Annotated in this window: 18 protein-coding genes; 14 read left to right on the top strand and 4 right to left on the bottom strand. The window is 64.0% G+C overall.

The annotated features are described in order from the left end of the window. The first annotated feature begins 19 nt into the window (after positions 1-19). Positions 20-247: a DUF3148 domain-containing protein gene (locus KR49_RS02520; RefSeq protein WP_043691319.1), complete on the top strand. Its 228-nt coding sequence runs from the start codon at positions 20-22 to the stop codon at positions 245-247. On the opposite strand, the gene KR49_RS02515 is transcribed toward KR49_RS02520, so the two are convergent. Next, a complete protein-coding gene (locus tag KR49_RS02515; RefSeq protein WP_043691317.1) occupies positions 229-1,485 on the bottom strand; it encodes a pitrilysin family protein in 1,257 nt (418 codons plus the stop codon). The genes KR49_RS02520 and KR49_RS02515 overlap by 19 nt on opposite strands. Next, positions 1,485-2,765 (bottom strand): pitrilysin family protein, encoded by a 1,281-nt coding sequence (locus KR49_RS02510; RefSeq protein WP_043691315.1) that lies wholly within the window; start codon positions 2,763-2,765, stop codon positions 1,485-1,487. The genes KR49_RS02515 and KR49_RS02510 overlap by 1 nt, the downstream gene beginning before the upstream one ends. Positions 2,766-2,784: 19 nt before the next feature. Here KR49_RS02510 and KR49_RS02505 point away from each other — a divergent pair, with 19 nt between their 5' ends. The 11 genes from KR49_RS02505 to KR49_RS02460 all read left to right on the top strand — a co-directional run bounded on the left by KR49_RS02505 (position 2,785) and on the right by KR49_RS02460 (position 13,479). Continuing rightward, entirely contained in the window at positions 2,785-3,528 is a 744-nt protein-coding gene (locus tag KR49_RS02505; protein ID WP_052378141.1) for a phycocyanobilin:ferredoxin oxidoreductase, read from the top strand. Further along, positions 3,525-4,436, top strand: a complete 912-nt coding sequence (locus KR49_RS02500) for an HlyD family efflux transporter periplasmic adaptor subunit (protein ID WP_052378140.1) — start codon at positions 3,525-3,527, stop codon at positions 4,434-4,436. The genes KR49_RS02505 and KR49_RS02500 overlap by 4 nt, the downstream gene beginning before the upstream one ends. Next, positions 4,433-5,602 carry an ABC transporter permease DevC gene (gene devC / locus KR49_RS02495; RefSeq protein ID WP_043691314.1) on the top strand — a complete coding sequence of 390 codons (1,170 nt, stop codon included), beginning with the start codon at positions 4,433-4,435 and terminating at the stop codon, positions 5,600-5,602. The genes KR49_RS02500 and devC overlap by 4 nt, the downstream gene beginning before the upstream one ends. After that, positions 5,602-6,282 carry a DevA family ABC transporter ATP-binding protein gene (locus tag KR49_RS02490; RefSeq protein WP_043691312.1) on the top strand — a complete coding sequence of 227 codons (681 nt, stop codon included), beginning with the start codon at positions 5,602-5,604 and terminating at the stop codon, positions 6,280-6,282. The genes devC and KR49_RS02490 overlap by 1 nt, the downstream gene beginning before the upstream one ends. Before the next feature lie 32 nt (positions 6,283-6,314). Then, complete coding sequence (locus KR49_RS14185) at positions 6,315-6,470, top strand: hypothetical protein (RefSeq protein WP_006171625.1); 156 nt, start codon at positions 6,315-6,317, stop codon at positions 6,468-6,470. Positions 6,471-6,557: 87 nt separating this feature from the next. Further along, positions 6,558-7,502 (top strand): glycosyltransferase family 2 protein, encoded by a 945-nt coding sequence (locus KR49_RS02485; protein WP_043691310.1) that lies wholly within the window; start codon positions 6,558-6,560, stop codon positions 7,500-7,502. 127 nt (positions 7,503-7,629) lie between these two features. Then, entirely contained in the window at positions 7,630-8,349 is a 720-nt protein-coding gene (rpsB, locus tag KR49_RS02480) for a 30S ribosomal protein S2 (protein WP_043691308.1), read from the top strand. A gap of 85 nt (positions 8,350-8,434) precedes the next feature. Then, positions 8,435-9,091, top strand: a complete 657-nt coding sequence (gene tsf / locus KR49_RS02475) for a translation elongation factor Ts (RefSeq protein ID WP_043691306.1) — start codon at positions 8,435-8,437, stop codon at positions 9,089-9,091. 5 nt (positions 9,092-9,096) lie between these two features. After that, entirely contained in the window at positions 9,097-10,224 is a 1,128-nt protein-coding gene (locus tag KR49_RS02470) for a hypothetical protein (RefSeq protein WP_043691304.1), read from the top strand. Continuing rightward, entirely contained in the window at positions 10,176-12,707 is a 2,532-nt protein-coding gene (gene recG / locus KR49_RS02465; RefSeq protein ID WP_043691302.1) for an ATP-dependent DNA helicase RecG, read from the top strand. Before KR49_RS02470 ends, recG begins: the two co-directional genes overlap by 49 nt. Before the next feature lie 46 nt (positions 12,708-12,753). Then, complete coding sequence (locus KR49_RS02460; protein WP_043691300.1) at positions 12,754-13,479, top strand: M15 family metallopeptidase; 726 nt, start codon at positions 12,754-12,756, stop codon at positions 13,477-13,479. Here KR49_RS02460 and KR49_RS02455 read toward each other — a convergent pair. Further along, positions 13,437-15,206, bottom strand: coding sequence for an NADPH-dependent assimilatory sulfite reductase hemoprotein subunit (locus KR49_RS02455; protein ID WP_043691297.1), 1,770 nt, complete (start codon positions 15,204-15,206; stop codon positions 13,437-13,439). The two genes, KR49_RS02460 and KR49_RS02455, sit on opposite strands and share 43 nt — an antisense overlap. Before the next feature lie 67 nt (positions 15,207-15,273). Between KR49_RS02455 and glyS the strand changes: the two genes are divergently transcribed. Next, positions 15,274-17,436 carry a glycine--tRNA ligase subunit beta gene (gene glyS / locus KR49_RS02450; protein WP_043691296.1) on the top strand — a complete coding sequence of 721 codons (2,163 nt, stop codon included), beginning with the start codon at positions 15,274-15,276 and terminating at the stop codon, positions 17,434-17,436. 67 nt (positions 17,437-17,503) lie between these two features. Beyond that, positions 17,504-17,746 (top strand): hypothetical protein, encoded by a 243-nt coding sequence (locus tag KR49_RS02445; protein ID WP_253912797.1) that lies wholly within the window; start codon positions 17,504-17,506, stop codon positions 17,744-17,746. 21 nt (positions 17,747-17,767) lie between these two features. Here KR49_RS02445 and chlP read toward each other — a convergent pair whose 3' ends face one another. Continuing rightward, the gene (chlP, locus tag KR49_RS02440; RefSeq protein ID WP_043696530.1) at positions 17,768-19,135 is read right to left on the bottom strand and encodes a geranylgeranyl reductase; all 1,368 of its coding nucleotides are present in this window, start codon (positions 19,133-19,135) and stop codon (positions 17,768-17,770) included. Between the last annotated feature and the right edge of the window lie 18 nt (positions 19,136-19,153).

Genomic DNA, 19,153 nt, shown 5'->3' with positions numbered 1-19,153 from the left:
CAAGCCCTGCCCAGACTCCATGGATGCGTCGATCGGCGACCGCCTGCGCCTGAAAGAACCCATGCCGTACCTGAAGACGGCGGATCCCATGCCCATGCTGCGACCTCCGGACTTGGTCGAAGCCGGAGAAATCGGTGAGGTGGTGGCCCTGCGCCCGCTTGACACCCTGGCTGTGCGCTTCAGGCGCGGCACGTTTCTGATCCCCATGGATCGTCTCGAGGCCGTCGCTCAGGACCGCGACGACTGACTGCACCAGAGCCGGCTGAGGGTCTCCAGAGGCTGCCGGGGTCCGCAGAGACTCAGGCTTGGTCTGTGCAACCAGCGATCCGCCACCTGCCGGAGTGCCTCTGCATCCAGCGATTCCAGACTGCTCTGACACTGCTGATCAAAATCCTGCGGCAGACCGAGGCCGCACAGCTGCACGTTGCGCTCAGCCCGTTGGGAACAGGTCTGGCCGGCATGGGCCATCTGGCCGATGAATTTGGCTCGGGCCAGGGCCAGCTCAGCCTGGTCGAGGAGCCCCTCCCGGAGCTCCCACCAGATCTGCATCAGCAGGCGCAGGGTGAGATCAGCCCGATCGGCACTGGTCGAGGCATGCAGAAGAAACGGAGCTGCGCCGGCGCGGACCGGATGATGCACGCCGGTTTCATAGGCGACACCGTTCTCCTCCCTCAGCCGCTGGAACAGGAGGCCCGACATTCCGGCCCCGAGATGACAGGCCAGCAATCGCAGGGCGAGATCATCCGGGTGTCCGTGCGGGATGGTCGCCTGCCCCAGCATCACGACCACCTGTTCCGTGGCCATCACCGACCCGTGCAATCGGTTGTTCGAATGCTCCGCACCGGTGTCCGGCAGCTGGCCGGCATCGGCAGTCCCGGGCGGCCAGGAGGCGAACCCGGGCAGCGTTCCGAACTGCTGGGTCAACTGATCAGGCCACTGGCCACAGAGCGCCAGAACCGCCGGTTGCCGTTGCAGATCAGAGGCGAGGGGTTCGAGTGCGGATCGCTCGAGGCTGATCAGATCCGCTTCGATTCCCAGCGGATCGTGGCCATAGCCGCCCTCTCCGTAGTTCAGGTTTCGCCAGCCGTCAAAGGCGATCTGCACCGGGTCCTCGCGCTGGCGCACCAGGGCCTGAACCGACAGCTGCCGCTCCAGCTCCAGCTGATCAGGCTCCAGGTGCGGGGCCGTGACCATCCAGGCCAGGCTGGGCAGCAGCTCCCGAGCATCCTCGCTGGCGCAGCGCAGGCTGATCAGCAGCCCATCCTCGTGAGCCTCGCTGCGTAGTCCTGCTCCCCGGCCTTCGATCAGTTCAGCCAGTTGCTGGTGGTTGTGCGGACCGCATCCTCTGGTGAGCAGGGCGGCCAGAAGCTGATGGGCGCCACGCTGTCCGGCGGGATCACATGCGCTTCCCCTGGGCAGCAGCAGCTTGGCTGCCATCACTCCAGGCGTGGAGCGTGGCTCGAGCAGCAGTTCAGGCCGTCCCATCACGCTGCCGCTCCGGGGGTGGCAATCAGGGTGCAGGCTCTGTCGCTGCTGAGCGTCGGCATCAGCTCCTGCAGGAGGCGGTCAGCACTCCAGCCGTTCAGAACCTGCAGGGGTTGCAACAGGTCCTGCTGACGCTCCCAGAGCTGTTGACTCCCCGCTGTGCCAGCCACCTGCGCCGTGGATTCAAGGGAGAAGCGCAGTCCGTTGCCAACGAGCTGTCGGGCTCGATTCAGCTCCCACTCGGCTGGTGGCTCATGGAGGCTCCTGGCCAGTTCTGCCTCGAGCTCCCGTTCCACACTCGCCAGATCCTCCTCTCTGCAGCAGATCTCGAGGGTGACCAGGCTCCCCTGCTCCAGCACCGTGAGATCCATGTCCACGGTCTCCGCGATGCGCAGTGTCTCCCGCAACCGCCCGACCAGACGACTGCGTCGTCCCTCGGCAAGAAGCGTGGTGGCCAGATCCGCCCCCATCACCATCTCCTGATCGGCTGCTTCCGCTGTTGACCACAGCATCAACAGCCGGGCGGACTCGAGGCGATCGACCCGGATCGCATGGCGGCCGCTGCGCACGGCTGCAGCCGGCGTCGGGATGGCATCGAGCGGTGCCGGCTCCAGATCCATCAGCGCTGAGGAACGGATGTGTGCTTCCAGGAATCCATCCGGAGCGCCGGCGATGGCGAGACTGCAGTTCGAGCCCCGGTACCGTCGCTGATGAAAGCGCCGGACCATGTCCGGTGTCATGGCCATCAGGCTGGAACGTGCGCCGAGGATCGGCCGGCCGTAGGCATGGTCCGGACAGCCACGGCTCAGCAGCACCTGCAGGACCAGTTCGTCGGGTTGATCGGCACACTGGGCGATCTCCTCAAGCACGACTTCCCGCTCGGTGCTGAAATCGCGCTCCAAAACCGCCGGATGCAGCACCAGATCAAGCAGCAGATCCAGGGCACGGGTGGTCTGCTCGGCGGGAATCAGCACATGGAAATGCACATCGTCGAATCCGGTGGCCGCATTGGAGCTGCCTCCGAGAGCTTCGATCTCGCGATCGAAGGCACCTGCTGGCAACTGATCGCTGCCTTTGAACACGAGGTGTTCAAGGAAGTGCGCCATCCCCTCTTCTCCCCTCTCTTCGCTGGCGCTTCCAGCGCGACACCAGAGATCAAGGCATGTCAGCGCAGCCTCCGGCATCGCCGCTGTCACGCAGCGGACGCCGTTGGGGAGTGTCCAAGGGGTGAGGTCAGGTCCGACCAGCGAAGTGCTCAGAACTACGTGGCAAAGTTCCATTCTGTGCCTGCTGCCCCTGATGCAGTCCTCCGTGTCGGACTCCTGTGAGGGACTGCACCCCCTGGTGAAGGCGTTGTCGGAGGGAATCCGCAGTGCCCGGGGTGAGCTGCCCGAGCTGCGGCTCCTGCCGCTGGCGGCCGATCTCGAGCAAGTCCAGGGGCGGCTGGATGGTGAACGCCTGTTCATCGCCAATGAGGTTCACCAGTGCCGTGGGCTGCGCAAGCTTCACCTTGAGGTCGCTCGCCTCGGCAACGGTCTGCAGATCCTGCACTGCGTCTGGTTCCCGGACCCCCGCTTTGACCTGCCGATCTTCGGAGCGGATGTCGTGGCGGGTCCGGCCGGCATCTCGGCGGCCATCGTTGATCTCTCCCCGGCAGGGGAGAACCTTCCTGCGCCTGTGGTGTCGGCTCTGCAGACCGTGCCTGTGCCGGGATTCCGGCAGGTTCGCCAACTGCCTGGCTGGGGGACGATCTTCTCCAGCTTCGTGCGTTTCATCCGTCCGGACGGTGCCGACGAGGAAGAGCTGTTCCGTCAGCTGGTGATGGATTACCTGGCCGTGATGCGGGAGGCGGTGGCCGGTGCCTCACTCGATTCCCCTGAAGCGACTTCTACGATCCGCAGACATGAGGGTCAGCTGAACTATTGCCTCCAGCAGAAGCGCAACGACAAGACCCGCCGGGTGCTGGAGAAGGCCTTCGACCCGACCTGGGCGGATCGCTACATCGAGCAGCTCCTGTTCGACGATCCGCCTCCTCTGAGATGAGTCGGCTGCGCCGCTGGGGGCTGCTGACTGGCGGAACTCTCGCGCTCGCCGCCGGCGTCTGGGCCGTTGTCAAGAACCTGCCGTCAACGTCACAGCAGGTGGCAGATCCTGCCCCGCTGACGCGGGCACCCGAAGCGGTGGCGGCGCTCGGGCAGCTGGAACCCTCCGGTGAGGTTCGGCGACTGGCGGCTCCCTCATCAGGGCTGGCCGGCAGTGCGCGGATGGCGGAGCTTTTGGTGGCGGAGGGTGAGACGGTCCGGGAGGGCCAGCCCCTGGCGCGATTCGACAGCCGATACAAGGTTCAGGCGCGCCTGGCGTCCAATGCGGCTCTGCTGAAGAGCCTGGAGAGCGAGATCGGATTCCAGCGCATCGAGGTCGAGCGCTACTCCAGAGCGGCCCGTGGAGGGGCTGCTTCGCTGGTGCTGCTTGAAACGAAGCAGGCCGAGCTGGGGCGTCTCGAGGGACAGCTGCTTCAGGCCAGGGCCGAGCGCGGGGTTCTCCAGGTTGATCTGCTGAACAGTGAACTCAGGTCTCCGATCGATGGCCTTGTGCTCAGGGTGCACGCCCAGGTCGGCGAGCGTCCGGGATCGGAAGGGGTGATGGAGGTCGGTGCCAGCCAGCGCATGCAGGCACGGATCGAGGTGTACGAATCCGACATCTCAAGAATCACCATCGGCCAACCTGTGACGCTCACCAGCGAGAACGGCGGGTTCAAGGGTGAGTTGCAGGGTCGCGTGGCGTCCATCACACCTCAGGTTCAGCAGCGTCAGGTGCTGTCGACCGATCCCACCGGTGACGCGGATGCCCGTGTGGTCGAGGTGAACGTGGCGCTTGACCCGCAGGACGCAGCCAGGGTCAGCCGGTTGTCCGGACTGAAGGTGATCGCCCGTTTCGGAGTGACGTCGTGAAGAGGCCCTGGCAGGGCCGTCGCATTCCTTTGTCGTGGCTGCTGCTGACGCGCCAGCCGATCCGGCTGCTCGTTGCCCTCGCCGGCATCAGCTTCGCCGGCATTCTGATGTTCATGCAGCTCGGCTTTCGCGACGGGCTGTTCGACGCCAGCGTCACAGTGCACCGGCTGTTCGATGCCGATCTGGTGCTGATCAGTCCCCGATCCGCCAGTTCGGTGCGCATGGCGGGTTTTCCGCGTCGCCGTCTGGTGCAGACCCTGGCTGATCCGGAGGTCGAAGGTGTCACGCCGGTCCACTGGGGATTGATGCTCTGGCGCAACCCGGAGACCCGTCGCAACCGGGCGATTCTGGCTCTGGGGTTCAATCCCGATGATCCCTTCTTCATGGATCCCGGTCTGGCGCAGAAGACGGGGGTTCTTAAGCAGAAAGGGCGCATCCTGTTTGATCAGCTGTCCCGCCCTGAGTTCGGTCCGATCGCGCAATGGCATCGCGAGGGGCGCACCGTCGAGACCGAGATTGCGGGCAATCGCGTCCGTGTTGCCGGTCTTGTAAGCCTCGGCACCAGTTTCGGTGCCGATGGCAACCTGCTGACCAGTACCGAGACTTTTCTCGATCTGCTGCCTCAGAAACCGCCCGGGGCGATCGAGGTCGGTCTGATCCGTCTTCGAACAGGCAGTGATCCTGATCGGGTGCTGGCTCGATTGAAGCAACGGCTGCCTGATGACGTGATCGTCCTCAGCAAGCAGGGGTTCATCGATTTCGAGCAGAACTACTGGCGCAGCAGCACCTCGATCGGATTCATCTTCACGCTCGGTGCCGCCATGGGCTTCGTGGTCGGTTGCGTCATCGTTTATCAGGTCCTCTACACGGATGTGAGCGACCACCTGCCCGAGTACGCCACGCTGATGGCGATGGGCTACCGGCTGAGCCATCTGCTTGGGGTGGTGCTGCGGGAGGGGGTCTACCTCGCGGCGATGGGCTATGTGCCGGCCTATCTCGCCGGTCAGGGTCTGTACTGGTTCGTCAGGGATGCCACCCGGTTGCCGGTGGGCATGAACGCCACGAGAGCTCTGACGGTTCTGGTGATGATCCTGGTGATGTGTGTGGCGTCCTCCCTCCTGGCGATGCGCAGGCTTGTGGATGCCGATCCTGCGGAGATCTTCTGATGGCCGCCGTTGAACTGAGCGGTCTGAGTCACGCCTACGGCCGCGGTGCCATGCGCCGTCAGGTGCTGCAGAACATCAGCCTGCGGATCGATCCGGGGGAGGTTGTGCTGCTGACCGGACCATCGGGCTGCGGCAAGACGACGCTGCTCACCCTGATCGGAGCCCTGCGTTCGGTGCAGTCAGGGGATGTGACAGTTCTCGGTGAACGTCTGGATGGAGCCGGCCGTCGTCGACGTCAGCAGGTCAGACGCAGGATCGGCATGATCTTTCAGGGACACAACCTGCTCCGTTGCCTCACCGCTGAGCAGAACGTTCAGATGGGGTCGGATCTTCTTCCGGGTCTTGGTTACAGGGCCCGTCGGGATGAAGCCCGCCGCTGGCTGAGGGCTGTCGGCCTCGAGGACCAGATGGCCCAGATGCCCCACGACCTGTCCGGAGGGCAGAAGCAACGGGTCGCCATCGCCAGGGCTCTGGCTGCCCATCCACGTCTGCTGCTGGCGGATGAACCCACCGCAGCCCTGGACAGCGCCACGGGCCGCGGTGTCGTTGAGCTGCTGCGCACCCTTGCGCTCGAACAGTCCTGCGCCGTGCTGATGGTCACGCACGACCCCAGGATTCTCGACGTGGCTGATCGGCTGCTGAGAATGGAAGATGGCTGCCTGCTGCCGCCCGTTCAGTAAGGTGATGGTCTGTGTCACGCAGACAACATTCCATGGCTAAGCGCAGGAACTTGAAGAAGGAGAAGCAGGAGCGCAATCGCGCCTACGCGCGCAAGTTCAAGAAGCGCAAGCTCCGCAACGACGGCCGCGGTGAGGGAGCCGGCAACGGTGTGACCGGAACCGCAAACAACGGCGGAGCGGCGGACTGATCCGCCGAGTCATTCCATCGCAAAGGGGCCTGAAGGCCCCTTTTTTTGGTCTCTAGGCTTGCTGATCTCTGCCACGAGGGTTCCGCGATGTTCGCCAGCGTCGTCATCCCGACCTACAACCGGAAGCCGATCCTGGAGAAGTGTCTGCTCGCTCTCGAGCAGCAGCAGCTCGGTGGAGCACTTGATCGTTATGAGGTGGTGGTGGTGGACGATGGATCCACCGATGGGACGCCCGACTGGCTGCGCGAGCACGCGGCCCGCTTCCCCCACGTCCGCTTGATTGAACAGGAACATGGCGGCCCTGCCGCGGGCCGCAACCGCGGCGTGCAGCAGGCCGATGGAGACGTGATCGTTTTCATTGACAGCGATCTTGTGGTGACTGACACGTTTCTTGCCAGCCATGCACGGGCGCTCAGCCAGCACTGGCAGACCCACGGGGACAGGCTGGCCTTCACCTACGGAGCCGTTGTCAACACGGCCGACTTCGACAACCCAACCTCGGAACGGCACAAGCTGCGTGATCTGTCCTGGGCGTATTTCGCTACCGGGAATGTGGCGATCGATCGCGATGTGCTGGAGGACTCCGGTCTGTTCGACACAGGATTCCGTCTCTACGGCTGGGAGGATCTCGAACTCGGGGAAAGACTCCGACGCATGGGGGTTCAACTGATCCAGTGCCCGGAGGCTGTGGGGTACCACTGGCACCCAGCCCTGAGCCTGGATCAGATCCCCCGCCTGATTGAGGTGGAAGGGGAACGGGCCCGCATGGGTCTGGTCTTCTATCGGAAGCACCCGACCCGGCGTGTGCGCTTCATCATCCAGTTCACCTGGCTGCACCGAGTTCTCTGGGAGCTTCTGACGCTCGGAGGTCTGCTGAATGAGCACAGCCTGCGACCCCTGCTGCGCTGGCTCATCCGTCGGGGCCATGCGGGAACGGCCATGGAGTTGCTGCGGCTTCCCCTGAACCGCATCGGCGTGCGGGCTCTGTTCCGGGAAGCCAGTGCTGCCGGCGTCCCCTGCCCCTTGCTTTGATAACGTCGGAAAGTCCTTTCAAACCGCACACCTGCTCGTTTCGGGTGAATGCGATCGCGGAGAATGCCCTCAGGCAGTGCCGTGATCCGTCCCTAGCAGGTGGAGGCGAACCCGAAACCCTCAAACCATGGCTGTTGTAACCCTCGCCGAGATGATGGAGGCGGGTGCCCACTTCGGGCACCAGACCCGCCGCTGGAATCCCAAGATGTCGCGCTACATCTACTGCGCGCGCAACGGAGTCCACATCATCGATCTCGTGCAGACCGCGGTCTGCATGAACAACGCGTACAAATGGACCCGCTCTGCCGCCCGCAGCGGCAAGCGGTTCCTGTTCGTGGGCACCAAGAAGCAGGCCTCCGAAGTGGTGGCCCAGGAGGCTGCCCGTTGCGGTGCCGCCTTTGTGAACCAGCGCTGGCTTGGCGGCATGCTCACCAACTGGACGACCATGAAGGCGCGCATCGATCGCCTCAAGGATCTCGAGCGGATGGAGTCCAGCGGAGCCATCGCGATGCGCCCCAAAAAGGAGGGCGCCGTGCTTCGCCGTGAACTGGAACGTCTGCAGAAGTACCTGGGTGGTCTCAAGAGCATGCGGCGTCTTCCGGACGTGGTGGTTCTCGTGGATCAGCGCCGCGAATCGAACGCTGTGCTCGAAGCCCGCAAGCTCGACATTCCGCTCGTGTCGATGCTCGACACGAACTGCGACCCGGATCTCTGCGAGGTCCCGATTCCCTGCAACGACGACGCCGTGCGCTCGGTGCAGCTTGTGCTGGGGCGCCTGGCGGATGCCATCAACGAAGGACGCCACGGCAACAACGATCAGCGCGGTGGTGACGACGGCGAGGCCTGAGTCCCGCTGAAGCGCTAAGTTCGCGCCGCCGCTCCATCACCCTGGGGCGGCGGTATTTCATTCCCCCTCATCTCTTCGAGTTCTGATGGCTGACGTATCCGCCAAGCTTGTCAAAGACCTGCGCGACAAGACCGGCGCGGGAATGATGGACTGCAAGAAGGCTCTCAAAGCCACCGACGGTGATGCCGCCAAGGCCGTGGAGTGGCTGCGTCAGAAGGGCATCGCCAGCGCCGAGAAGAAGTCGGGCCGCACGGCTGCCGAGGGATCCGTCGGCAGTTACATCCACACTGGCGCCCGCGTCGGGGTGCTTCTCGAAGTGAACTGCGAGACCGATTTCGTCGCCAGAGGTGAGATCTTTCAGGAGCTGGTCCGTGATGTGGCCATGCAGGTGGCGGCCTGCCCGAACGTGGAATACGTGTCCACCGATGACATCCCCGGTGAGATCCGCGAGCGGGAGAAAGCCATCGAAATGGGCCGTGATGATCTCGAAGGCAAGCCCGACAAGATGAAGGAGAAGATCGTCGAAGGCCGCATCGGCAAGCGCCTGAAGGAGCTGGCGCTTCTGGAGCAGCCGTTCATCAAGGACAGTGCGATCACCGTTGCCGAACTGGTCAAGCAGACCGCCGGCAAGATCGGCGAGAACGTGAAGGTCCGGCGATTCACCCGATACACCCTCGGGGAAGGAATCGAGGTGGAGGAAAGCGACTTCGCCGCGGAAGTGGCTTCCATGAAGGCCGGCTGACCCCGGTGCCTGGAAGGGACCATCCGCCCTGCCACGATCCATCCGAGCAGCTGGCGCGCCTGCGCAGGGTGTGCCGGCAGCGATCGGTCTCCGTCTACAGGGATCAGGCGCTCTATCTCCAGATCCTTCGGGATGAACTGCTGTCAGCGACCCGTCAGGCGCTGTACAGGCTGATCAGTGACGTTGATCCACTGCGTTTCCGCGAACTCAGTGAGACGGCACGGCAGGGATTTCATGCAGCTGTCGACAGCCTGGTGCAGCGATGTTCCGTGCTGCTCACCGTCGAGCAGCTGAGGCTTCTGGTTGACCAGATGCGTCAGGAGAACCGACGCCGGCAGGCCCGTGCCAGCCGGGGCATGCTCGAACAACTGGCGAAGCAGAGCGAAGCCGGTGAGGAAGCGGCGGACACGGCGCCGCGACAGGAGGCTTCCGGCTCCATCGAGCTCAGCCTGGCGTCTCCCCTCGACAGCGATCAGCCGTTCCGGCCGATCACCGGTCCGCAGGAGCAAGAGAGATCGGAGACTGCGGACGCTGACTCCAGCGCGGATCCCGCGGATCTCGATGTGCTCCGCTCGCTGTTCCAGCTGGCTGGTGAGGCATTGGATCATCCATCCCCGGATCCCACGGTCAGCACGTATCCAGTGCATCCACGGGAGGACAGGGACTCTGGCCTGTTGCCCTCCCAGCCGGATGCTCTTGGCCTCTGGATGGAGGGATTCGATCAGGCGATGGACCGTCGTCTTCGCAACCTCTCCCATGCCGTGAACGTGCAGTTGTTGCGCAGCGGCCTGGCCAGCACTCTGCTGCCCGTGACCTTGCTGGAGGCGGTGCTGCGCGGTCAGATGGAGACGCAACCGGCCGCTTCCAATCTGCTGCGCTTGCACCTGCCGATCGCAGTGGGTGAGATGGAGCAGGGAATGGATGTGCTGTGCCTGCTTCTGCGAACCAGCGAACTGGAATTCGACAGTCACCGCCTGCGACGGGTTCGCCGTCGTCTGCGCGAGCATCAGCAGGAGGTGCACACAATGGTGCGACAGCAGCGCCACTGGGAGCGCCGCTGTCTGGATCGTGAGGCCCTTTCCCATTGGCAGAGCCCATCCGAGCCGAAGCTGCCCCCGGAGAACGGGGACTGACCGCCGGTCAGCTCCGGCTGATCCTCGATTGGATCTCCCCTCTGCAGCAGGCCCTGGCACTGGAGGCTGACCGCGGCTTCTCCGATCTCGAAGGCCGTCGGCAACGCTTTCATGCCTTCCTTGCAGAGCAGCTGGAAACGCTTCCGGCCGTTCCCCTTCCCCGTGGTGCCGGGGACCGCGTCCGTGGCCTTGCAGAGGGATACGGCCGTTATCCGGGGATGACGGACGCCGCCCGCCGCCGTCTGGTGACGGACACCCGTCAGTGGCTGCATGAGCTGCGTCATCGCGTCGAACCGTCGGCACCGATGGCTCCACCACGTCTGCGACTGGAGACCGCCTCGGCCAGCTCCGCTGCTGGAGATCGCTCCGGACCGCTGCCGCTCGACAGTCCGCTCTCCGCGCTGCGGGGAGTGGGACCGAAGCTGGCGGCCCGTCTTGCCTCCCTCGGACTGCTTCTGGTGCGCGACCTGTTGCGCCATTACCCGCGGGACCACGTCGACTACTCAGCGATGCGCCGCATCGAGGCTCTGGTGACCGGTGAGACGGCCACGATCGTGGCGACCGTCCGTCGTTGCAACGGTTTCGTCAGCCCTCGGAATCCCAATCTCGCGATCCTGGAACTTCAGCTTCAGGATCCCACCGGTCGCCTGCGCATCACCCGGTTCCTCGCAGGCAAACGGTTCAGTTCTCCGGCTGCGCTGAAAGCTCAGCAGCGGCTTTATCCCGTCGGGTCCAGGGTTGCCGTCAGCGGGCTGGTCAAGGAGGGGGGGTACGGGATCACGGTGCATGATCCGTTGATCGAGGTGCTCGATGGTGCCGATTCCACGGTGCGATCCCAGACCATCGGCAGGCTGTTGCCCGTCTATCCCCTGACCGAGGGGGTGGCCTCGGATCGTTTCCGCGCTCTCATCGAACAGGCTCTGCCCTCGGCTCGCCTGTGGAGCGAGCCGCTCGGCAGTGGGGAACGTGAGAGCTGCGGGTTGCTGAGCATCGCTGAGGCGCTGCGCTGCATCCATGCGCCCCGTTGCCGTGAGGAGCTGGATCAGGCCCGTCGTCGCCTTGTGTTCGATGAATTTCTGCTGCTTCAGCTCGGACTGCTGCAACGCCGCAGTGAGCTCCGTTCCAGGCCGGCTCCCGAACTGCTGACACGCGTTGCCGAAGGAGGGCTGCTGCAGCGTTTCCAGGAGCTGCTCCCGTTCGACTTCACTCGGGCTCAGCAACGTGTCTTCGCCGAGATCGAGGCGGACCTGCAGCGGTCCGAGCCGATGGCCCGCCTCGTGCAGGGGGACGTGGGTTCCGGCAAGACCGTGGTGGCCATCGCCGCCTTGCTCAGCACCATCGATGCCGGCTGGCAGGGTGCCCTGATGGCCCCCACCGAGGTGCTGGCGGAACAGCACTACCGCAACCTCTGTCGCTGGATGCCACCGCTGCACGTCACGGTCGAGCTGCTCACCGGATCCACGCCGCGACCACGGCGGCGGCAACTGCTCGATGACCTCGCCAATGGCTCTCTCAAGCTGCTTGTGGGCACCCATGCGTTGCTGGAGGATCCGGTGGTGTTCTCCCGCCTCGGTCTTGTGGTGGTGGATGAGCAGCACCGCTTCGGTGTGCATCAGCGCGATCGCCTACTCAGCAAGGGTCTGCAGCCCCATCTGCTCACGATGACGGCGACACCGATCCCGCGCACCCTTGCCCTGTCACTGCACGGTGATCTGGACGTCAGTCAGATCGACGAGCTTCCGCCCGGCCGCACGCCGATCCGCACCACGCTGCTGAACAGCTCCCAGCGGGAGAAAGCGCATGAGTTGATCCGCTCGGAGGTGGAACGCGGTCAGCGGGCTTATGTGGTGCTTCCCCTGGTGGAGGAGTCGGAGAAGCTCGCCCTGCGTTCTGCGGTGGATGTGCATGCGGAACTGGCATCCGAGGTGTTTCCTGATCTGACCGTGGGTCTGCTGCATGGTCGTCTCAGCAGCCCTGAGAAGCAGTCGGTGTTGGCGGATTTTGCAGGTGGGCGAAGCCAGATTCTGGTGTCCACCACCGTGGTGGAGGTGGGCGTCGATGTCCCGGAGGCGTCGGTGATGGTGATCGAACACGCAGAGCGCTTCGGGCTGGCGCAGCTGCATCAGCTGCGTGGCCGCGTGGGCCGGGGGGCCGCTGCGTCTCACTGTGTGCTGATCAACGGCAGCTCCAATGCGCTGGCCCGGCAGCGCCTCGATGTGCTGGTGCGCTCCAGCGATGGATTCGAGATCGCCGAGATGGATCTGCGCTTGCGGGGGCCAGGACAGGTGCTCGGTACGCGTCAGTCCGGCCTTCCGGATCTCGCCCTCGCCAGCCTCGCCGACGATGGTGCCGTTCTCGACGATGCCCGCAGCTTCGCTGAGGGAGTGCTGGCCGCGGATCCTCACCTGGAGGATCACCCCAGGCTTCGTGAGCTGTTGCACGACCAGCAGAGACGCCTCAGCGGCGGAAACCCGCTGAACTGACCATCGCCACGGGCTGTGGAAGGATTTCGTTTTCGCACCTGAGCAGGTGAGGCCCTGGAGTGATCGTCCGATCGTGGAGTGCCACGAGCCCCTTGAACCGCTGCCGCCATCCCTTCTGCGGCTGACCCCCCATCCCTATCAGGCGATCGGGGCTCCCTATGGCCGCGGTGCGGATCCGTTCCGGCTCAGGTCAGGGGTCGTGGCACGGTTGCTTGAGGCCCAGGGCCAGTTGCAGCTGCGGGAACCCACGCTGCAGCTGGCCATCTTCGATGCCTGGCGCCCGGTGGCCGTGCAGGCCTTCATGGTGGATCACGCCATCGCTGAGGAATGCCAGAGGCAGGGCGTTGATCCCTCCGATGCGGGCCAGCGGGATGCACTCAGGAGAGTGACAGCCGAGGTTGGGCGTTTCTGGGCTCCTCCGAGTGACGATCCCGCCACGCCTCCCCCTCACAGCACAGGCGCGGCCGTGGATCTGACCCTCGCCGAGTCGGGTTCGGTGCTCGACATGGGCGGGGCGATCGACGCCATCGGTGCGGTCTCCGAGCCGGATCACTACAGCGCGGCGGCTCGATCACAGCCGCAGTCGCAGGCTGGCGTCTGGCAGCGACGGCGAGACCTGCTGAAGGAGGTGATGGCTGCAGCTGGATTTGAACAGCACCCCAACGAGTGGTGGCATTTCAGCCACGGTGATCAGCTGTGGGCGTGGCGCTGCGGCGCGCCGCAGGCGATCTATGCCGGAGCGCTGGTTCCGAGCAGTTCGGCGACGGTCTGATCCCCCAGCCGTTGGATGTGGTCGCCGAAGCTGCGCCGTCCGCCTGCCTCCTTCCAGCTCTTCAGAAGGGGTTCGATCGTCGTCTCCAGCTCCTGCAGGGGCATGCGCTGAAGAAAGGGCTGGGCAAGGCGCTGCAGATTCGGAGTTCCACCAAGCCAGAGCTGATACTGATTCACACCGCTGCCCACCAGCCCGAGTTCCGCCATGTAAGGGCGAGCGCAACCGTTGGGGCAGCCGGTCATGCGCACGAGCAGGGATTTTTCAATCCCGAGCCTGCGGAGCTGCGCATCCAGTCGATCCAGAACTTCGGGGAGGATGCGCTCTGATTCAGTGATCGCCAGTCCGCAGGTCGGCAGCGCGGGACAGGCGATGGCATGACGTGCCAGGGCGGCCGGTTCCTCAGGCACAGCGAAACCGAGTGCCGCAAGATCCTCCCGAATGGCGGCACGCTGGGTTGTGCCGATGTTGCAGAGCAGCAGATCCTGGTTGGCGGTGAGTCGGATCTCCAGCTGGTAGGTCTCCACCAGACGGCGCAGGCCCGACTTCATCTCCCCCTTCAAGCGTCCGCAGAGCAGGGGCAGGCCGACGAACCAGAGACCGGCGCGCTGGCGGTGCCAGCCCAGATAGTCCTGCAGTTTCGCCTTCGGCTCGTTGCGCAGCCCCTTCAACTCCCCATCGAAGTAGTTCTGTTTGAGCTCCGTGCGGAACCAGCCGATGCCACGGTCCTCGATCAGATACTTCATCCGGGCATGGCGGCGCACACGCCGATCGCCATGATCGCGCTGCAACGCGACGATCGCCTGCAGCAGGTCGAAGACATGCCTGGCATCGACGTAGCCGAGAGGATCGGCAATCCGCGCGAAGGTCTCCTCCTTGTTGTGGGTCCGACCCATGCCTCCGCCGACGTAGACATTGCAGCCGCGCAAGGCACCATCGGCGCCGGTGAATGCCACCAGTCCGATGTCCTGAGTCAGCAGGTCAACGGAGTTATCCCCCGGAACCGTGACGGCAACTTTGAACTTGCGGGGCAGATAGGTGTCTCCGTACAGCGGTTCGTCCTTGCTGCCGGAAAAGACACCACCTTCGAGCTGACGCTCGCGCGCCTTGCGGACCTCGCGCGATGGTTTGAAGCGGTAGCTCAGATCCCCATCGACCCAGAGATCGAGGTAAGACCCTTCGGCGGCCTCAGGACTCAGCAGATCGGCAATCTCATCCGCCAGTCGGCGGGCGACTGGATACCCCCCTTTCTCAAAGGGAGCCGGTGGAGCCATCACGTTGCGGTTGATGTCCCCGCAGGCCGCCAGGGTTGATCCCAGATTGGTCACGATCGTCCCGATCACCTCCTTGAGGTCGGCCTTCGGGATGCCGTGCATCTGAAAGGCCTGGCGGGTGGTGGCCCGCAGTGTTCCATCCCCGAGGCGATCGGCGAGGTCGTCGAGCGCGAGGAACAGCTGGGCCGGGATCCGTCCTCCCGGGCTGCGCAGGCGCAGCATCATCTGCCAGCTCTTGTCCTTTCCCTTTTCCCGCTTGTCGCGATCGTCCTGCTGATAGCTGCCGTGAAATTTGAGAATCTGAAGAGCGTCCTCACTGAAGTGATGGCTGTCATTAGCCAACTCGTCCAGCAGGGGCTGTCGCAGGTGCTCACTGTCCAGCTTCCTCTGCTCCGCCTTCGGGAGGGCGCTCTCCACTGATTGCTTCACCGCCGCTGGCCCGTCGCTCACTTGCATCGGATCTCGATTGTTTGAAGGTAGCGAAACGGCTTCCAATACAGTCACCTCCGGTTAAGTCAGTGGCGTGACATCTACGTTTCTTCTCGAGATCGGCACCGAGGAGCTGCCCGCTGATTTCGCCCGGCTGGCCCTGCAGCAGCTTGTGCAGCGCGTCACCAGAGATCTGGGTGAGTGCCGCCTCAGCCATCAGGGCATCAGCGTCAGTGGCACGCCACGGCGTCTGGCTGTCCGAGTGGCCGATCTGCAAGTTCGTCAGGACGATCTGACAGAAGATCGCAAAGGTCCCCCCGTGGCCCAGGCCTTCGTGGAGGGAAAGCCCGGTGCGGCGGCGATTGGATTCGCCCGTCGCTGCGGCGTTGAACCGAGCGAACTCGAGGTGCGGGAGACCCCGAAAGGCCCCTGCGTCTTCGCCACGGTGCGAACGCCCGGTCAGAGCAGTAGCGATCTTCTCCAAAGCCTGATTCCTGCCTGGATCGATTCCCTGCAGGGGAGGCGATTCATGCGCTGGGGGACCGGTAACCAGCGCTTCAGTCGCCCGATCCGCTGGCTCGTGGCTCTTCTGGGAGCGGATCTGATCCCCGTGGAGCTGGAGGGTGCCGATCCCCGGGTGTGCAGCGATCGTTTCAGTCGTGGTCACCGGCTGCATGGCGATGCCCCGGTGGAGATCTCCGATGCCGAGAGCTATGCGGACATCCTTGCGGCTCTGGGTGTGCTGGTGGATCGCGAAGCGCGGGCCGAGCTGATCCAATCCGCCATCGACAGCGAAGCTGAGGCGGTTGGAGGGGTTCCGAACTGCCCTGTAACTCTTTTCGAGGAGCTTGTCGATCTGGTGGAGGATCCGCGCGTGCTGCGGGGATCGATCGCTGACCGCTTTCTGGATCTCCCTCCAGAGGTGATCAGCACCGTGATGCAGGCTCATCAGCGCTACATCCCCCTGGATGTCCCGGATGTCGAGAGTGATCCGCTGCGGCTGCAGGCGAAGTCGGTGTTGCGTCCAGAGTTTCTGCTGGTCAGCAACGGTCGCGCTCAGGCCTCGGAACAGATCGTCCGAGGCAATGAACGTGTGCTCGGGGCCCGTCTCGCGGATGCGGAGTTCTTTCTGGCCGTCGACCGCCGCGACTCCAGCGTCAATCGTCGGGAGTCACTCCACCGAGTCACGTTCGCCGAGGGGCTCGGGAGTCTCCGCCAACGCTGCGAACGGATCGAACGTCTGGCGGAACGTCTCCTGGAGGCTCTTGTGTTACCGAAGGAGATCGCAGGTCATGCGAGTCGCGCCGCCCACCTCTGCAAGCATGATCTCGTCAGTCAGATGGTGGGGGAGTTCCCGGAGCTTCAGGGGCTCATGGGCGGCAAATATCTGCTCGAGGAGGGGGAACCGAGGGAGGTGGCTCTTGCGGTGGTGGAGCATTACCTGCCGCGGGGAGCCGGCGATGCCCTGCCCGGCAGCGATGCCGGAGCCGTCGTGGCATTGGCGGAACGGCTTGAATTGCTGCTGAGCATCTTCGCCAAGGGAGAGCGTCCAAGCGGCTCCTCCGATCCCTACGCGTTGCGACGAGCCGGCAATGGAATTCTTCTGATCCTCTGGGACAGAGGCTGGCGCCTCGATCTGCCGACCTTCCTGAAGGCTGCCGTCGCGGACTGGGTGAAGCTGTTCCCGCATTTCGCCATCGAACCGGGCCCGCTGCTGGCGGATCTACTGCAACTGCTCAGGCAACGCATCGTCTCGCAGCTTGAAGAGGACGGCTATGAACCGGATCTGGTTCAGGCGGTGGCCGGGGAAGGGGTCACGGACGCTCGTCTCCTCGGCGACCCGATGGATGTGCAGGAAAGAATTCAGCTGCTGCGTGCGCTGCGTCAGCAAGGCGGACTGGCGGCCGTTCAGGCCGTTGTCCAGCGCGCCGCTCGCCTGGCGGAGAAGGGGAACCTCCCCGAGGACACCCTGGCCCTGCCAGGTGTGGTGGATCCGGATCGTTTCGAATCCGTCAGCGAACAGGGCATGTTCGATGTGTTGAAGCAGCTGGAACCTCTCGCCGCGGAACGGCGCTACCAGGCTCTTTCAGACGGTCTTGTGAAGGCCACGCCGGTCCTGGAAGCCTTCTTCGACGGAGAGAACAGCGTGATGGTGATGGCTGAGGATGAAGACCTGCGCAGGAACCGTCTCAACCTTCTGGGCGTGTTGCGCAACCAGGCCTCAGTGCTGGCGCGATTCGAGTCGATTCAGTCCTGAGTCGCGACTGTTCCCCTGGGCCGCCGTTCCCTTTGTTGGCAACCGGCGATGAACCGGCTATCGAGAGATGGCATCAACCATCACATTCATGGCTGACGAGTCGAGCAATCAGCAACAGCCAGTCGTGGTCAAACAGGGAGGCAACGGCATCGGCCTTGTTCTTGCGGCCCTGATCGTGGCAGGTGCCGTCGTCTATGCCATCAACGTCTGGTCGACCACCAAGAAAGAAACCGCCCCAGGCAAGAACCTGCAGCAGGGGATCGAACGCATCAAGGAAGGCGTCGACAAGGCGATCGAACAGCGGGATTGAGTCAGGCCCCTGCAGCCGGGGTCAGCTGATCCCGGCTTTCTCCTTCTCGTTTTCCATCTCGTTCTCCTTGGCCTGAGCCTTCACCGCCTGAGCAGCTTCCTCAGCAAGGAAATCTCCATCGGAACGTCCAACCGCCGAGGGCACGGGGTTGTAGCTCGAGGGAGCCAGGGCCTCTCCTCTGATCAGGCTGCCCAGAGTGCGCAGCGTCAGCTTGATCTGCTGCCAGGGGTTCATCATCACCACCCGCTTGTAGAGGTAGCTGTCGAAGGTGAGCTTCTGAACGTCCTTGTCGTCGCACATCTCGACGAACGCTTCTCGCGCGGCGTCGTTTCTGTAGAAGATGCGCTGAAGAATGTCGAGCACGGCGTAAGTCGCGCCGTACTTGCGATCCCAGCGCTTGAGATAGCTGGATTTGATCTGTTTCTCGGTGGGGATGACGCTGCCGTTTTTGGAGATCTCCACGATCGCTTCGGCGCACATCCGGCCACTCTTGGCTGCGAAATAGATCCCTTCACCGGAGCTTTTGGTGACATAGCCGGCAGCGTCACCGACGAGGGCCATGCGCCCCACCACACGACGGGGTCGGGGATGTTCCGGGATGGGATGCGCTTCCACCTTGATCACTTCGCCCTTGAACAGGCGCTTGGTGGCACGCTCGCGGATTCCCTTCTGAAGACCCTTGATCAGGCTCTGGTTCTGCTGCATCGTGCCGGTTCCCACGGCCACGTGGTCGTATTTGGGGAACACCCAGGCGTAGAAGTCGGGGGAGACGTCGGTTCCGACGTACATCTCCGCCAGATCCTCGTAGTAGGTCATCTCCTCAGCAGGAAGCTTGATCCGCTCCTGAAAGGCGATCGCCACGTTGTAATCGCCGGCGTCCATGGCCTTGGCCACCCGGGAATTGGCGCCGTCGGCTCCAATGATCAGATCCACCTCCAGGGTCTTGCGGTCACCGGTGGGGCCGCCAGCGCTGTAGTCGGCGTAATGGATGGTGTATGGGCCCTGTCGGTTGGTGCCGGTGTCGATCTTCTGCACCAGACCGTTCACCAGGGTGGTGCCGAGATCGGCGGCACGGTTGCGGAGGAAGGCGTCGAACACCTCCCGGCGGCACATGCCGATGTAGGCGTTGTCGTCGTAACCGAGCGGATCGAGTCGGATGTCCACCTCCCGGTTGGAAGGGGAGATCATCTTCATGTTGCGAACCTTGCGGTCGATGATGTCGTCCGGCAGATCGAATTCCTCGACCATGCAGAGGGGGATCGCTCCACCGCAGGGCTTGGCGTTATCCAGCTTGCGTTCGAACAGCCAGGTCTCGATTCCAGCTTTGGCGAGCACCTCGGCAGCACAGGATCCGCTCGGACCACCGCCGACAACCGCAACACGCAACATCTCAGCCATTCTCCGCTG

The organism is Synechococcus sp. KORDI-49 (assembly GCF_000737575.1).
In the GTDB taxonomy this organism is placed as follows: domain Bacteria; phylum Cyanobacteriota; class Cyanobacteriia; order PCC-6307; family Cyanobiaceae; genus Parasynechococcus.
This window is presented reverse-complemented; position numbering and strand designations above follow the sequence as displayed.

Bases quoted from the DNA above. Each gene is read 5' to 3' on its own strand.
- KR49_RS02505 (WP_052378141.1), top strand. From the start codon at position 2,785: ATGCAGTCCTCCGTGTCGGACTCCTGTGAGGGACTGCACCCCCTGGTG.
- KR49_RS02510 (WP_043691315.1), bottom strand. From the start codon at position 2,765: ATGGAACTTTGCCACGTAGTTCTGAGCACTTCGCTGGTCGGACCTGAC.
- tsf (WP_043691306.1), top strand. From the start codon at position 8,435: ATGGCTGACGTATCCGCCAAGCTTGTCAAAGACCTGCGCGACAAGACC.
- KR49_RS02485 (WP_043691310.1), top strand. From the start codon at position 6,558: ATGTTCGCCAGCGTCGTCATCCCGACCTACAACCGGAAGCCGATCCTG.
- KR49_RS02500 (WP_052378140.1), top strand. From the start codon at position 3,525: ATGAGTCGGCTGCGCCGCTGGGGGCTGCTGACTGGCGGAACTCTCGCG.
- KR49_RS02515 (WP_043691317.1), bottom strand. From the start codon at position 1,485: ATGGGACGGCCTGAACTGCTGCTCGAGCCACGCTCCACGCCTGGAGTG.
- KR49_RS02490 (WP_043691312.1), top strand. From the start codon at position 5,602: ATGGCCGCCGTTGAACTGAGCGGTCTGAGTCACGCCTACGGCCGCGGT.
- KR49_RS02455 (WP_043691297.1), bottom strand. From the start codon at position 15,206: ATGCAAGTGAGCGACGGGCCAGCGGCGGTGAAGCAATCAGTGGAGAGC.
- KR49_RS14185 (WP_006171625.1), top strand. From the start codon at position 6,315: ATGGCTAAGCGCAGGAACTTGAAGAAGGAGAAGCAGGAGCGCAATCGC.
- KR49_RS02445 (WP_253912797.1), top strand. From the start codon at position 17,504: ATGGCATCAACCATCACATTCATGGCTGACGAGTCGAGCAATCAGCAA.
- KR49_RS02520 (WP_043691319.1), top strand. From the start codon at position 20: ATGGATGCGTCGATCGGCGACCGCCTGCGCCTGAAAGAACCCATGCCG.
- chlP (WP_043696530.1), bottom strand. From the start codon at position 19,135: ATGTTGCGTGTTGCGGTTGTCGGCGGTGGTCCGAGCGGATCCTGTGCT.
- rpsB (WP_043691308.1), top strand. From the start codon at position 7,630: ATGGCTGTTGTAACCCTCGCCGAGATGATGGAGGCGGGTGCCCACTTC.